Below are 14,798 nucleotides of genomic sequence, written 5' to 3'. Positions count from 1 at the left end.
ACCTTTTCGAAAGTAGTAACTGATTCAAGATGAAACCCCACCTCCTCTCCTCTGAGAAATAAACTTATGAATAATCCTAAAATCAAAAAAGTTACTCTGGGCGCTGCAACTCTTTTGTCCTTAACAACCATCGGGAGTGTCCAGGCAGAGAACATCTCGCTGAAATTCCATAGCGGGCTTTCACAATCTCGTCCCGAAGCAGAGCAGATCAACAGATTCGCTAGCTTAGTGAGTGAAAAGTCAGATGGCGAGCTTGATATCGAAGTCTACCATGCAGGCGCCTTAGGTCTTAAAGAAGCCGACATGCTGAGAGTATTGCAGCAGGGCATGGTCGATATGGCACTACTGTATGGTGAATATTACACACGTGACGCGCCTGCCTTGGCATCCGTATATGCTCAGGGCGCTATTACAGAATCTTCCCAACATGATGAAATTCTTGATGTCATCAGGGAACTTTATGAAGACGGCTTCTCAGATTGGAATATTCAAATCGTTGGTGGCGTCGTTGCTCCTATTTTCGATGTAGGTTTGCACTGCAAAGAGCCGGTACACACTTTGGCAGATCTACAGGATAAGAAAGTCCGCGTCTGGTCCAGACACCTTGTGGATACTTTTGAATTATTGGGCATTTCAGCTCAAGTCATTCCGCAAAATGATATGTATATGGCACTTCAAACAGGCGTTGTAGATTGTGCCTATTACTTATCTACCGTGGCCCCTACCGTTTCGCTTCAAGAAGTCACCGAGTACGAGTCTTACTTACACCCGTGGGCAGCCTCCCCATGGCTTTTTGGTATCAGTGAACAAGCGCTATCCCGCCTCAACGACAACCAACGCCAGGCTCTGGAAGAAGCCGGTGAAGAGATTTGGAACGATACCCGCGCCACTGCGGTTGATCCAGAGCGCGAAGCGCAGGCGCGTCAAGCGCGTGAAGAATTGGGAATCACCATGCTTCCCGACTTCTCAGATGATGACGTCGAAACTTTTGTAGACGCCGCTTGGCAGGCGTGGCAAGCCATGGCGGAAAACGCAGGCGAGGACGGCATACGCTACTACGAGACAGTCACCCAAGCGATCTCCGAAGAGTAATGGATACATAAACCAATCTAGAGCCAATACCTATTGGCTCTTTCTTTTTGGAGCTAGCCGTGATGATAAGAAGAATCAACACTGTACTGAACTATACTGCCTATGCCTCCTTTCTATTGGGCGTCATGAGCGGTATAGCAATGACTGCACTGATATTCGTCAGCACCTTGATGCGCTATCTGGGTGGTCATCCTTTGCGGTTTTCAGATGAGCTGGCGGGGCTGCTGTTCTTAACATTGACCTTCCTTTGTCTACCTTATGTACTCAATAAGGGCCGCCACATACGCATAGAGATACTCGTCAACCTGATGCCAGCAGGTATCGCGAGGATAATGGACTTTATAGGCGTCTTCGTATTACTCACGTTCTGTGCCATCTTCGCCTTTGAATCCTGGAATTTCATGAACTTCTCGTTCTCGCTCAATTCACGTACGGATATCAGTAGCATTCTCTTATGGCCGTGGATGGCCATCATGCCTTTTTCCATGGTGCTGTGCCTCTTGATTCAGCTCAGCCATGGTTTTAAACAGCCCTCGACAGATGTTGCTTCAGCGGAGGATGCAATATGAGCTGGTTACTCTTGAGCGGGGCGCTAGTTGTATTTTTAACCAGTGGCGCGATTCTAGGGGCTGCGCTGGGGCTTACGGGTCTACTCCTGCTCCACTTTCAAGCTAACGGCGCCACCCCCTTGGCGATTAACGCAACTTGGAACATGCTGACGGATTTTACGCTAAGCGCAGTTCCTCTTTTCATATTTTTAGGTGAAATACTTCTCGCAAGCGGCGTGTCAAAACGCGTCTATAACGGTCTAACCCCTCTGTTCGCGCGTGTTCCAGGGCAATTGCTCCATACCAACATCGCTGTCTGCACGCTGTTTGGTGCGGTTAGCGGGTCAAGCACCTCTACTGCAGCTGCCATAGGCGCAGTTGGCTATCCTGAACTGACAAAACGTGGGTATAAGCCAAGTGTAGTGGTGGGCACATTAGCGGCAGGGGGCACACTTGGGCTTCTCATTCCCCCCAGCTTGGCATTGATCATCTACGGAGCGACTCAAAACGTCTCTATTGGCCAACTCTTTATCGCTGGCATGCTGCCAGGCTTACTCATTGCTGCCGCCTTTTCCACATGGATTATGATCCGCTCTAAAATTGGCGAGCCAGTAACCCCTACGTTTAAAGAGAAAGTGACCTTCAAGCACGTAATAACTGGACTCAAGGAGATATGGCCTCTTCCCGTACTTATTTTCTTTGTATTGGGGACCATTTATCTGGGGATCGCGACGCCTACGGAGTCGGCGGCTTTGGGCGTAGTGGCCAGTATCGTTCTAGGTTTAACGTGGGGCGATTTAACCTTCAAAAGACTATGGCAGGCGTTTAAGCATGCTTCAATCATGTTTACCGCTATCGGTATGATTTTGATTGGTACAGTGATCCTTTCTCAAGCCGTCAGCCTACTAGGCATTCCTCGTACTGCAGTCGAAGCGATTGGCAGCTTTGGGCTAGGCCCGTATGGCATACTGCTGATGATCGTCATCGTCTATATCGTGCTCGGATGTTTCTTTGATGGCATATCACTGCTACTCATGACACTTCCTATCACCTTCCCGATGATCACAAGCTTAGGGTTCGACCCCATCTGGTTCGGTATTATTGTCACGCTACTTATAGAGATCGGTATGATAACGCCGCCCGTAGGGCTTAATCTCTTTGTCCTATCATCCATTTCTAAAAATGAAGTTAATTTAACATCTGCAGCAAAGGCCTCCTTGCCTTACTGGCTTATTTTACTTGGCGCCATAGGAGTATTTACGCTATTTCCTAACATCATTTTGTGGGTCACTACCTTTTAGAATAACCGCAATCCACTAAATGATATTACTGAACTATAGGCCCTCTCTAGCTAAAGAGAGAGCCTATAGTTTAAATGCGATACTCATCAGCCCCCTATCGACGTCGCTACCGCTGGAGCGCATCACTCGGGCAATTATCCCGTATCTTTTAGGGTTGATTGGCGTGCTGCTATTGGTGGTTTATGTACCGATCCTGCTGGGCTGGTCGGGTAGTTAACGCTGGGCGGTAATGAAAAAGGGGCTTGCCATGTGGCAGCCCCTTTTCTACTTCACCTGTTTGCCGCTGGCTTTTTAACAACGTGTGTTTTCAGCCAGCAGGCGCATAGCGTTAGGCTTAAAACTCTTCCCAGTCGTCTTCGCCAGCGTTAACGGGTGCTGGCTTAGAGGAGAGCGTCGGGCGCTTGAGCGTCTGTTGCGCACTTGGTGTGCCAGAAGGCAGAGACTGACGCGGTTGGTTTAACGCTGGCCGTGTCGATGATGCTTGTGGCTCATCGTCGCCAAGCACAAAGGTGTTGATCAGCTCATTAAGGTGCTCGGCATGACGGCGCATGTTGCTAGCAGCCGTGGTGGATTCCTGCACCATGGCAGCGTTTTGCTGAGTCATGGTATCCATTTCCGCGACGGCGGTGTTGATCTGGCCAATACCGCTACTTTGCTCCTTGGCACCCGCCGTAATCTCACCGATCACATCGGTCACCTTCGAGACACTTTCAACAATGTCATGCATTGTCGCGCCCGCCTTACGTACTAGCTCAGCACCGGTGTGAGTGTGCTTAACAGAGCTATCAATCAGCGTACGAATCTCTTTTGACGCGTTGCTAGAGCGGCTAGCCAGTGTGCGTACTTCTTGCGCGACGACCGCAAAGCCACGGCCATGTTCACCCGCTCGCGCGGCTTCCACCGAGGCGTTAAGCGCCAGAATGTTGGTTTGGAAAGCGATGGCGTCAATCATGGTGATGATTTCGCTGATACGCGTCGCTGAGTCGTTGATATCGTGCATCGTCCGCTCGACCTGTCCCATGGCTTCTTCACCATGTTGGGCTACTTCAGCAGTGGACTGCACCAGCTGATTGGCCTGCTGGGCATTATCTGCACTGTGATTCACGGTCGAGGTAATTTCTTCCATGGAAGCTGACGTTTCTTGCAGGTTGGCTGCAGCCTGCTCGGTGCGGGTGGCCAGTTCCTCAGAGCTATGGGAAATTTCTCCCGCCGAATGATAAACACTCATGGTGCTACGGCGCACATCACGCAGGGTTTCCTGCATGCGCTCGACAAAGGCATTGAACTGAACCGCTAGGTTACCCACTTCATCGTTGCTTTCTACCGCTAGGCGGCGGGTAAGGTCGCCACGACCTTGGGCAATATCGTGCATAGCGCTGGCGGTACGTTTAATCGGCCCAACGGTACGACGCACAAAGCCGAATGCGAGCAGCGCCACTGCTATAAATAAGGCCGCACCCAACAAAATAGCGAACAGGATAGACTGGCGTAGATCCGCGTTAGCGGTCGCCACCAGTTCTGCAACAACCGCATCAACATCGGTGACGTAAACCCCGGCACCGATCATCCAACCCCATTTTTCCAGGCTATCGACGTAGGAGTGTTTCGGCTCAATTTCACGAGTGCTTGGGTATTCCCATAAGTAGCTATGAAAACCACCACCGTTCTTGGCAACCTGAAGAATATCGCGAATAAGGTAATTTCCGTCTGGGGTTCTTACGTCCATCATGTTGGTACCTTCACGCTCTGGCGCAGGGGCCGTCACGATGTTGTTACCATCGAAGTCGTAGATAAAAACGTAGTTATTATCTTCAAAGCGCATGGCGCGCACTATCTCGGCTACCTGCTGTTTGGCTTCCTCATCATTGGCACCTGCTTGCTCATAAATAGGAGAAATAGCGGTCGTCGCCATTTGCACAATGTCGCGTACTGCATTGCGGCGCTCTTCAATCAGCACCTCACGCTGATTCGCCAGCGTCTCATGGGTGTTTTGAATGCGGCCGTAGGCGTCAAACGCGACTAACCCTGCGGTCACTATGAAAAGTGGCAGTAGGACAAGCATCAGCACCTTAGCCTGTAAGCTAAGGTTCCGTTTTGGCGAGGTCGAAGCAGGAGGAGTAGCCATAAAGTGTTTCTCAGTAGGTCATCGGAAGAATTTTTAATAGTTTTATGCGTTTTTTATCGACCTAACCTGTGTCAACTTTAACCACTTCGCGTACTTTTTGTTTATGAACAGCAAATTAACGCTCAAAATTGCGCTTTCATAACCTGCGTTAAGGTTATCTTGGGCCTATCCGTTCACTGTAGGGGTGTGGTGGCCAAGGATGGCCCGTTTTAGCAAGCCGCTAGCCACGTCTTTTTGACTGCTCTGCCCCATTTTGGGGCAGGGCAGTTTTTTATTATGGGCGAGATTGTCACCATCAGCCGCTTCCAGCTTCCGCCTCTCAACACGGGCTGGTAAGCGTGGAACCGTCTTCCCCAACGTTATAAGAAATCAGGAATTTCAATAACACTACCGCATTGATGGGGACTATAGCCCGGCAAACGGTGCACCGCCTCTTGAAAGGAAGCACTACGTAACACCCGCAAGAAGTCATCGAACTTTGGCTCCTTTAAGGAGTGATAGTGACAGGCCAATACGTAGTCCTCAGTGGCTAACGGCACAAAATCAAGCCCAAACCGTTGCGCGGCAGCCGCTACACCAAAGCCGGTATCCGCCATTCCCGCAGCGACATAGGCCGCCACCGCTGAGTGGGTATACTCCTCAATCTCATAACCATCCACGTTGGCTGCTGAAATACCAGCTTCGGCCAACAGGTTGTCTAACAGCTCCCGGGTACCCGACGATGCCTGACGGTTTATAAACCGTACCGGCCTGTTGGCCAGAGCGGCAACGCCATCAATTCCCAGCGGGTTACCCGGCGCCACCATTAATCCCTGTTGACGTGCGATAAACCCCATTAGTCGATGATTGCGGGGCTTGAGCAGACGACGGTATTTGCGTCGCGCCTTCTCACCCACGTTACCCCGAGGCAGGTGGCAGCCCGCCAGATCACAGCTATTGCGGTTAAGCGCGGCTAGCGCTTCCAAAGGGCTGCAGTACTGCAGATCAAGCTGGAGCTCACCCAGATGTTGTGGCAATAGCTCTATCGCAAAACCATGGCTGGCATGCAGGCGCAGAACGGGTTGAATACCTTCCTGATGCTGTTGGATAGCAAGATTAAGCTCAGATCCCAGGCTATCAAGCTGTGGGCTTAACCGAGCAGTGGCTCGCTGTTCGGCCCATAGCAACTTTTCCCCCAGCGGCGATAACCGCGCCCCGCGCCCACGCTCAAGTTCAACAAGCGAGACACCAAAAAACTCCCCGCCCTGGCGCAGTAAATTCCACGCGTGACGATAAGAAATCCCTGCTTCCTCGGCGGCAAGAGTCAACTTGCCATGACGATGCACAGCCCCCAGCAGGCGCAAAAGGTTGGTATCGAGCCGATGCCCATCGTCATCGCTAAAGCACCAGGTGGGCGTTACCTTGATTCGTTTCATAGGCACACTATTTCATATTTTTAAGTCGATAACTTGATGCTAGCTTTGTATTAACCGTGATGCACGCCTTTTTAAATATGAAAAGTAGTGCATATTTAAAACATAATAAGCAGTCGCGAGGCAGGCACCATGAACCATTCCCAGGAGTGGGCGCCACAGGCTATTCAGGCCGAAGTCGACGCCCTGAAGCACAAGCCCGGCGCCCTACTGCCGATCCTCCATGCCCTCCAAAATCGTTTCGGGTTTATCCCCGAGGCAGCAGTCCCCATCATCGCTGAAGCGCTCAATCAAACCCGCGCCGAAGTACACGGTGTCATCAGCTTCTATCACCACTTTCGCACCGCGCCGCCAGGCCGCCACGTGGTTCAGATCTGCCGCGCCGAGGCCTGCCAAGCGGTGGGCGCACGCCAGCTCGAAGCCCATGCTAAGACGCGCCTAGGGGTCGATTACCATCAGACGACCAGCGACCGTGAGATCACCCTTGAGGCGGTGTACTGCCTGGGCAACTGCGCCTGCGGCCCGTCCATTCGTGTGGACGACAGCGTGCGCGGGCGGATAACCCCAGAGGTCTTTGATGCACTGTTGGATGAGCTGCAAACCCGGCCGCTGGAGATAATGGCATGAGCATCCGCATATTCGTTCCTCGCGATACCACCGCACTGTCCCTGGGCGCTGATGCCGTCGCCAACCGATTGGAAAAAGAGCTAGCCGCCCGCGGCCAGTCAATTTCCCTGGTGCGTAATGGCTCCCGCGGACTTGCTTGGCTTGAGCCGCTGGTGGAAGTCGAGACGCCTATTGGGCGGTTCGCCTATGGTCCCGTCACCGTCAACGACGTCGCGGCGCTGCTCGACAGCGGCCTGTTAGAGGGTAACGTCAGCCATCCCCTGGCGCTGGGGCCCACAGAGGAGATTGACTACCTCGCCCGTCAGCAGCGCCTGACCTTCGCGCGTATCGGTATTACTGACCCGCTGTCGATTGAAGATTATCGCGCCCACAGCGGTTTTTGCGGCCTGGAGGCAGCGCTGCAGCGCGAGCCCCAGGACATCGTCGAGGAAGTCAAAGCCTCCGGCCTGCGCGGGCGCGGCGGAGCCGCCTTCCCGACCGGTATCAAGTGGCAGACCGTGCTCGACACCCCCGCCGATCAGAAATATATCGTCTGCAATGCCGATGAAGGCGACTCCGGCACCTTCGCCGACCGGCTGGTAATGGAGTGCGACCCTTACATGCTGATCGAGGGCATGGCGATTGCCGGGCTCGCGGTGGAGGCGACCCAGGGCTATATCTACCTGCGTTCTGAATATCCGCTCGCCAAGGAGATTCTTGACGAGGCGATTGCCCGCGCCGAACAAGCCGGTTATCTGGGTGATAACCTGCTGGGCAGCGGCCGCGACTTTCACCTGGAAGTACGCCTGGGCGCTGGCGCGTATATCTGCGGTGAAGAGACCTCTCTGCTCGAAAGCCTAGAGGGCAAGCGCGGCCTGGTACGCTTTAAGCCACCACTGCCCGCCATTGAAGGGCTATTTGGCCGCCCCACCGTGGTCAACAACGTGCTCTCGCTGGCTGCCGTACCCTTCATTCTTGCCGAAGGCGCCGAGGCCTACGCCACCCACGGCATGGGGCGCTCGCGAGGCACGCTGGCACTGCAACTGGCGGGCAACGTTAAGCGCGGCGGGTTAGTAGAGCTGGCGTTCGGTACCACCCTGCGCACCCTGATGGAGACATTCGGCGGCGGCACGCTAAGCGGCAAACCACTACGCGCCGTGCAGGTGGGCGGCCCGCTAGGCGCTTACCTGCCGGAATCTCAGTGGGACTTGCCGCTGGACTACGAAGCCTTTGCTGCTGACAGCGCCGTACTGGGCCACGGTGGCGTAGTGATGTTTGACGAAAGCGTCGACATGGCTGAACAGGCGCGCTTCTCGATGGAGTTCTGCAAGGTTGAGTCCTGCGGCAAATGTACCCCTTGCCGTATTGGCTCAACCCGTGGCGTGGAGGTAATTGATCGCATCCGCGCCAACCAAAACCGCGAGGCCAACCTCGTCCTGCTCCATGACCTCTGCGAAACAATGGTGGATGGCTCGCTCTGCGCCATGGGTGGTATGACGCCCTTTCCAGTGCAAAGCGCCCTCGCGCATTTTCCTGATGATTTTCAGCGGACGGCGAACGGAGATAACTCATGATCAACCATTTCGACCCCCGTCAGCACTCTAGCAGCGTCGAGTACAACAAAGACCTAGGTACGCCTTTCCCTGCCTTGGCTGCTGACACGGCCACGGTGAGCCTCAATATCGACGGCGTGACCATCAGCGTGCCGGAGGGCACCTCGGTACTCCGCGCCGCCGCGTTGGCGGATATTAATATCCCCAAGCTCTGCGCTACTGACAGCCTGGAGCCTTTCGGCTCCTGCCGGCTGTGCGCGGTACAAGTAGAGGGACGACGAGGCATGCCCGCGGCCTGCACCACACCGGTGGCTGAAGGTATGAAGGTGACCACCCAGAACGAACGTCTGGCCAAGCTGCGGCGTAATGTGATGGAGCTATACATCTCGGACCACCCGCTGGACTGCCTGACCTGCCCCGCCAACGGCGACTGCGAACTGCAGGACATGGCCGGTAGTGTAGGGCTGCGCGAAGTGCGCTACGGGTTCGAAGGCGAGAACCATCTTGAGGCCGCCAAGGACGAAACCAACCCCTACTTCAGTTTCGATCCTAGCAAATGCATCGTCTGCTCACGCTGTGTGCGCGCCTGCGAAGAGGTGCAGGGCACCTTTGCCCTGACCATCGATGGCCGCGGATTTGAATCCAAGGTGTCAGCGGGACAGGCGGATTCGTTCATGGATTCAGACTGTGTTTCCTGCGGTGCCTGCGTTCAGGCCTGCCCAACAGCCACGCTGATGGAAAAGAGCGTCATCGACCACGGTGTTCCCGAGCACAGTGTCGTGACCACTTGTGCTTACTGCGGTGTGGGCTGCTCGTTCGAAGCGCAAATGAAGGGTGACCAACTGGTACGCATGGTGCCCTACAAGGGCGGCGACGCTAACCATGGTCACTCTTGTGTCAAGGGCCGCTTCGCCTTTGGCTACGCCACCCACCCGGATCGCCTGACCACACCGATGATCCGCGACAGCATCGACCAACCCTGGCGCGAGGCCAGCTGGGAAGAGGCGATCCGCTTTGCCGCCAGCCGCTTGAAAGCGATTCAGGCCGAGCACGGCCGCGAGAGCATCGGCGGTATCACTTCATCGCGCTGTACCAACGAAGAGACCTATCTGGTGCAGAAGCTGATTCGCGCCGCGTTCGGCAACAACAACACCGACACCTGCGCGCGGGTCTGCCACTCGCCCACTGGCTACGGCTTGAAGACCACGCTGGGCGAATCCGCCGGCACCCAGACCTTTGACTCGGTAATGCAGGCCGATGCGATTATCGTGATTGGCGCCAACCCCACCGACGCCCACCCGGTGTTTGGTTCGCTGATGCGCAAACGCTTGCGTCAAGGCGCGAAGCTGATCGTCGCCGACCCTCGCCGCATCGACCTTCTAAAGACCCCGCACATGAGCGAGGCCCAACATCTGCCGCTGCGCCCGGGCACCAATGTGGCGCTGATCAACGCGCTGGGGCACGTGGTGGTCACCGAAGGTCTGGAAGACCAAGCATTCGTGGCCAAGCGCTGCGATACCGAGGCCTATCACAGCTGGCGCACCTTTATCAGTGAGCCACGCCACTCCCCGGAGGCCAGCGAAGCGATTACCGGCGTGCCCGCCGAAGCCGTACGCCAAGCGGCGCGCACCTATGCTAAAGCAGCTAATGGCGCCATCTACTACGGCTTGGGGGTGACCGAACACAGTCAGGGCTCCACCATGGTGATGGGGATCGCCAACTTAGCCATGGCCACCGGCAATATTGGCCGGGAAGGTGTCGGTGTGAATCCGCTGCGCGGTCAAAACAATGTGCAGGGCTCTTGCGACATGGGCTCCTTCCCCCACGAGCTGCCGGGCTACCAGCACGTGGCCGACCCCATCGCCCGCGGGCGCTTTGAGTCCGTGTGGGGCGTGAAACTCGACGACGAGCCGGGGCTGCGCATTCCCAATATGTTCGACGCCGCCATCGAAGGCACCTTTAAAGCGCTCTACGTGCAGGGCGAGGACATCGCCCAATCTGATCCCAACACCCAGCACGTTGAGGCGGCACTACGCTCGCTGGACTGCCTGATCGTGCAAGATATTTTCCTCAACGAAACGGCCAAGTTCGCCCACGTATTACTGCCCGGTTCAAGCTTTCTGGAAAAAAACGGCACCTTCACCAACGCCGAGCGGCGCATCAACCGGGTACGCAAAGTGATGCCAGCGCTGGCTGGCAAGGAAGATTGGGAAATCACTCAGGACCTAGCCAATGCGCTGGGCTACCCGATGCACTACACCCATCCATCCGAGATCATGGACGAGATCGCCCAGTTGACGCCAAGCTTTGCGGGCGTCAGCTACGCCAAGCTGGAGGAGCGCGGCAGTCTGCAGTGGCCCTGCAACGCCGAGTACCCGCTGGGCATGCCGACCATGCACGAGGTTGACTTCCCCATTGGCCTGGGGCGCTTTGCGATTACCGAGTACGTGGCCACTGAAGAGCGCGCTAACCGCCGCTTCCCACTACTGCTCACCACCGGGCGGATTCTCAGCCAGTACAACGTAGGCGCCCAGACCCGGCGTACCGACAACCAGCGCTGGCACGACGAGGATGTGCTGGAACTGCATCCCTCTGATGCGGAACTGCGCGGTGTGCGTGACGGCGACTGGCTGGGTATTACCAGCCGCTCGGGGCAGACGGTGCTACGCGCACGGCTCAGCGAACGCATGCAGCCGGGTGTGGTGTATACCACCTTCCACCACCCCGGCAGCGGCGCCAACGTCATCACGACGGATAACTCGGACTGGGCCACCAACTGTCCGGAATATAAGGTCACGGCGGTGCAGGTGGAAAAAGTCAGCCAACCCTCCGCTTGGCAGCAGCGCTTTAACACTTTCGACCTGATCCAGCGTGACCACCTAGCCAACGCTCATCAGGAGGCGCCATGAGCACCCACCATTCACGCAACGCGTTAGCGCGCCAGCCTGTGGAGGTGCGTCGGGGCGCAAACGGCTGGTACACCGATACCCAGGAGGATCTACTGGCCTTAGAAAGGCCAGTAGCACTGGTCTACAACGGCATCTCCCATGCGGTGATGATGGCAAGCCCCGCCGACCTTGAGGATTTTGCCCTCGGCTTTAGCCTTTCCGAAGGTATCCTGGCCAATATCACCGAGTGCTATGACCTCGATATCCACGAAGCGCCTCAGGGCCTCACCGTTCACCTCACCATTGCCAGCCAACGGATGGCTGATCTCAAGCAGCGGCGGCGCAGCCTCACAGGGCGTACCGGCTGCGGCCTGTGCGGCACCGAAGCCCTGGAACAGGCTATTCGTCCGATCCCCTCGGTCGTGGCACCGTCGCTTAGCGATGCTGCCATTCAGCGCTCCCTGCAGGAGCTGGCCACCCATCAGCCACTGCAAGCAGCCACTGGCGCTAGCCACGGTGCCGCTTGGTGCGATACTCAGGGTCGCATCCTACGGCTACGCGAGGATGTCGGCCGCCACAACGCGTTGGACAAACTGATCGGCGCGCTCGCCCGCGAGGCTGTTCCCCTCGAAGAAGGGTTCGCGCTAGTCACCAGCCGCGCCAGCTACGAGATGGTTCATAAGTGCGCTAGCACGGGTATCGGCGCACTGGTGGCGGTTTCGGCGGCCACCGCGCTGGCCGTGGAACAGGCCCAAGCGTCAGGCCTACTACTGGCGGGCTTTGCGCGACCTGGTCGCCACTTGATCTACCACCGCCCCATTACAACGGCGATTGCCCACGGCTGAGGAGACACTCAATGTCGACGCATAACGATAAAAACCTTATTCACATGATTAACCAAATCGCCGTGAACTTGCGCAGCGGCCACGACGAAGAAACGGCGGCAACAGCCATCTGTCGACACCTGGAAACCTTCTGGGCAAGACCAATGAAACAGCGCCTAGTGGCCTCACTGGAACGTGAGGATGATGAACTGTCACCGTTGGCACGGCGCGCTGCGTTGTTGTTGGCTGAGCGACTGTTGGCTGAGCGACAAACCCGCTCGACATAGTGGCTTGCCACTTGGCAAGCCACTGCTAGCGAGTACTTGTTATTTTATTGCAGCAACTTTTTCTACTGGCTATGCCGTTGCTGCCTGGGGCCGACGCTCATCCAGCATGCCTTTATCGAGAATAAAGCGGATGATCTCTTCAAGCCCAACGCCATCGTAGAGATTGGTAAACACAAAGGGGCGCTCGCCGCGCATTTTCTTCGAGTCCCGCTCCATCACCTCAAGCGATGCATGAACCTGTTCGGCAATATCAATCTTGTTGATAATCAGCAGGTCTGACTTGGTAATGCCTGGCCCGCCTTTACGGGGGATCTTATCGCCTGCGGAAACGTCAATCACGTACAGCGTGAGATCGGAAAGCTCGGGGCTAAACGTTGCGGAGAGGTTGTCGCCACCGGATTCCACCAGCACCAGCTCTAGTTTAGGGTGACGGGCATGTAACTCGTCGATGGCCGCCAGGTTCATCGAGGCATCTTCGCGAATGGCGGTATGCGGGCAGCCACCGGTTTCCACACCTAAGATGCGATCAGCAGGCAGCGCATCGTGTTTGAGCAGAAAGTCGGCGTCTTCGCGGGTGTATATGTCGTTGGTTACGACGGCGATATCGTAGTAATCCCGTAGCGCCGAACAAAGCTGCTTAAGCAGTGCCGTTTTACCGGAACCCACCGGGCCACCCACCCCTACACGTAAACAGTGCGTCATTGTTATCTCCTACTTATAAGCGTTTGAAATAGCTAAGCGTTTAACTTCTAAACAAGCGTGAATATTGTGTTTCGTGCAGAGCGCTGGCCAGTGCCACGCCGGGCAGTATCGGGCCAAGGTCATCATCTTCCAGCAACAGTGCTTGGTCGACGGCCTCCACCAGTTCGCCGCGCAGCTGTTCAATCACCCGCTGGGCGGCGGTATGGCCCAGGGGAAGTGTTTTGCAGGCCACTGCCAGTTGGTTTTCCAGCCACGCCCAGCCAAACCCTAATAGCGCCTGGCGCGGGGGCACACGGCGCATAAAAGCGGCGTAGCTAAATAGCGTCACATAGCCTGCATAGGCAGGTAATAAAGGCGGCTGACAGCCTTCACTTCGCTCATCCAGGTGGGGTAATAAGTCCAGGCTGCCCAGCAGACGTTTGAGTGAAGCGCCTAAGCGGCTATCCTCAGCGGCCAACTCAGCGGTTTCGCGGGTGGCCGCCAACCACTCGTCCCACTGGGCTATCGCGTCGCTGTCCTGCTGCTCAAGGGCGGTGTAAAAGCGCGCGATCAGCGGCAGTTCACAGCGGGTTAGGCCATCTTCCAGTACGCCAGAAAGCCACTCAGAAAGGCTTTGTTCATCACTTACCCAGCCCAGTTCAAAGGCACTTTCCAGCCCTTGGGAAAACGCAAAGGCACCGATGGGTAGCGCGGGGCTGACCAGCTGCATTAGCCCTAGTAGAGCCAAGTCATGGCTGTCTAGCACGGCACGCTCAGTGGGCATGGTGATGCTCATGCGCGTGTGAATGGTCGTGGGAGTGCCCATGACCGTGAGAATGCCCGCCGCCACCTACTTGGTTATAAGCGCCTGGTTCTGGATCGAAGGTGGCGTTGTGGTGTTCAAGCTTCGCCCCCAGTAGTTCCGCCAGCTCTTCTAACACATGGTCGGGTGGGAAACGCACCCAGCCGCCCTGTTCATCTTCATCCAGCGCGAGCTGCACATGGCGATTGCCAAGATGATACGCCAGCCGCGCCAGGGGTAAGCCAGTGCTCACTCGCGCGGTGACGACCGGTTCGATAGCGGCACACACGCGGACGACCTCGCCACTCTCGGCCTTCAGGCCCTCACCATCGCGCAGCACTGGGCCACGGTCTAGAAACAGGCCCAGCTCGCGGCCGCTATCGCTCTCGGCTTTCAAACGGCCGCGAATGCGCAACTCAAAGGGCAGCGTTAACGTGTCGCTGGCGGCGCTTTCGTCTATCGGCCCTAAACGTTCTATCAGTTTCAACATGACTACCGTCCTTTCGCTATCTATGCGGCTGTGCCGGGGGTAGGCCTACGAGAGGGCGCTGTGAATACATCCCTGTACGCTACTTTTGCCATCTGACCTCCATGGATGGAGGAAATGCCGGAAATGTAGGGAACATTTTCCGGCCATGGCAAAAGACCCTCTCTACGGCCTACCCCCGCCATCTCTACC

13 protein-coding genes are annotated in these 14,798 nt (G+C 56.2%); 8 read left to right on the top strand and 5 right to left on the bottom strand.

Annotated elements, in window-relative coordinates:
- The first annotated feature begins 66 nt into the window (after positions 1–66).
- From dctP to CEK60_RS19280, 3 genes are all read left to right on the top strand, one after another.
- Positions 67–1,092: a TRAP transporter substrate-binding protein DctP gene (gene dctP / locus CEK60_RS19290; RefSeq protein WP_089040375.1), complete on the top strand. Its 1,026-nt coding sequence runs from the start codon at positions 67–69 to the stop codon at positions 1,090–1,092.
- Between the two features lie 62 nt (positions 1,093–1,154).
- The gene (locus tag CEK60_RS19285) at positions 1,155–1,661 is read left to right on the top strand and encodes a TRAP transporter small permease (protein ID WP_089040374.1); all 507 of its coding nucleotides are present in this window, start codon (positions 1,155–1,157) and stop codon (positions 1,659–1,661) included.
- Positions 1,658–2,941, top strand: coding sequence for a TRAP transporter large permease (locus CEK60_RS19280; protein WP_089040373.1), 1,284 nt, complete (start codon positions 1,658–1,660; stop codon positions 2,939–2,941). Before CEK60_RS19285 ends, CEK60_RS19280 begins: the two co-directional genes overlap by 4 nt.
- Positions 2,942–3,275: 334 nt before the next feature.
- Here the strand turns inward: CEK60_RS19280 and CEK60_RS19275 are convergent, their stop codons facing one another.
- Entirely contained in the window at positions 3,276–5,066 is a 1,791-nt protein-coding gene (locus CEK60_RS19275; protein ID WP_089040372.1) for a methyl-accepting chemotaxis protein, read from the bottom strand.
- 359 nt (positions 5,067–5,425) lie between these two features.
- Positions 5,426–6,481, bottom strand: coding sequence for a helix-turn-helix transcriptional regulator (locus CEK60_RS19270; protein WP_089040371.1), 1,056 nt, complete (start codon positions 6,479–6,481; stop codon positions 5,426–5,428).
- A 129-nt stretch (positions 6,482–6,610) separates the two neighbouring features.
- Between CEK60_RS19270 and CEK60_RS19265 the strand changes: the two genes are divergently transcribed.
- The 5 genes from CEK60_RS19265 to CEK60_RS19245 are packed head-to-tail and all read left to right on the top strand — an operon-like array spanning position 6,611 to position 12,636.
- On the top strand, positions 6,611–7,105 hold the full coding sequence (locus CEK60_RS19265) for a formate dehydrogenase subunit gamma (RefSeq protein WP_089040370.1): 495 nt from the start codon (positions 6,611–6,613) through the stop codon (positions 7,103–7,105).
- A complete protein-coding gene (locus tag CEK60_RS19260; protein WP_089040369.1) occupies positions 7,102–8,658 on the top strand; it encodes a formate dehydrogenase beta subunit in 1,557 nt (518 codons plus the stop codon). The genes CEK60_RS19265 and CEK60_RS19260 overlap by 4 nt, the downstream gene beginning before the upstream one ends.
- Positions 8,655–11,546 carry a formate dehydrogenase subunit alpha gene (gene fdhF / locus CEK60_RS19255; RefSeq protein ID WP_089040368.1) on the top strand — a complete coding sequence of 964 codons (2,892 nt, stop codon included), beginning with the start codon at positions 8,655–8,657 and terminating at the stop codon, positions 11,544–11,546. The genes CEK60_RS19260 and fdhF overlap by 4 nt, the downstream gene beginning before the upstream one ends.
- The gene (fdhD, locus tag CEK60_RS19250; RefSeq protein WP_089040367.1) at positions 11,543–12,370 is read left to right on the top strand and encodes a formate dehydrogenase accessory sulfurtransferase FdhD; all 828 of its coding nucleotides are present in this window, start codon (positions 11,543–11,545) and stop codon (positions 12,368–12,370) included. The genes fdhF and fdhD overlap by 4 nt, the downstream gene beginning before the upstream one ends.
- Before the next feature lie 11 nt (positions 12,371–12,381).
- Positions 12,382–12,636 carry a formate dehydrogenase subunit delta gene (locus CEK60_RS19245; protein ID WP_089040366.1) on the top strand — a complete coding sequence of 85 codons (255 nt, stop codon included), beginning with the start codon at positions 12,382–12,384 and terminating at the stop codon, positions 12,634–12,636.
- A gap of 69 nt (positions 12,637–12,705) precedes the next feature.
- Here the strand turns inward: CEK60_RS19245 and ureG are convergent, their stop codons facing one another.
- The 3 genes from ureG to ureE are packed head-to-tail and all read right to left on the bottom strand — an operon-like array spanning position 12,706 to position 14,609.
- The gene (ureG, locus tag CEK60_RS19240; protein WP_038479289.1) at positions 12,706–13,338 is read right to left on the bottom strand and encodes an urease accessory protein UreG; all 633 of its coding nucleotides are present in this window, start codon (positions 13,336–13,338) and stop codon (positions 12,706–12,708) included.
- A 40-nt stretch (positions 13,339–13,378) separates the two neighbouring features.
- On the bottom strand, positions 13,379–14,101 hold the full coding sequence (locus CEK60_RS19235; RefSeq protein ID WP_089040365.1) for an urease accessory protein UreF: 723 nt from the start codon (positions 14,099–14,101) through the stop codon (positions 13,379–13,381).
- Entirely contained in the window at positions 14,091–14,609 is a 519-nt protein-coding gene (ureE, locus tag CEK60_RS19230; protein WP_089040364.1) for an urease accessory protein UreE, read from the bottom strand. Before ureE ends, CEK60_RS19235 begins: the two co-directional genes overlap by 11 nt.
- Between the last annotated feature and the right edge of the window lie 189 nt (positions 14,610–14,798).

Origin of the sequence: Halomonas sp. N3-2A (assembly GCF_002216165.1) — a bacterium.
Taxonomy (GTDB): Bacteria; Pseudomonadota; Gammaproteobacteria; order Pseudomonadales; family Halomonadaceae; genus Vreelandella.
Note: the sequence above shows the minus strand (reverse complement) of the source record. Positions and strands in the feature narration are given on the sequence as shown.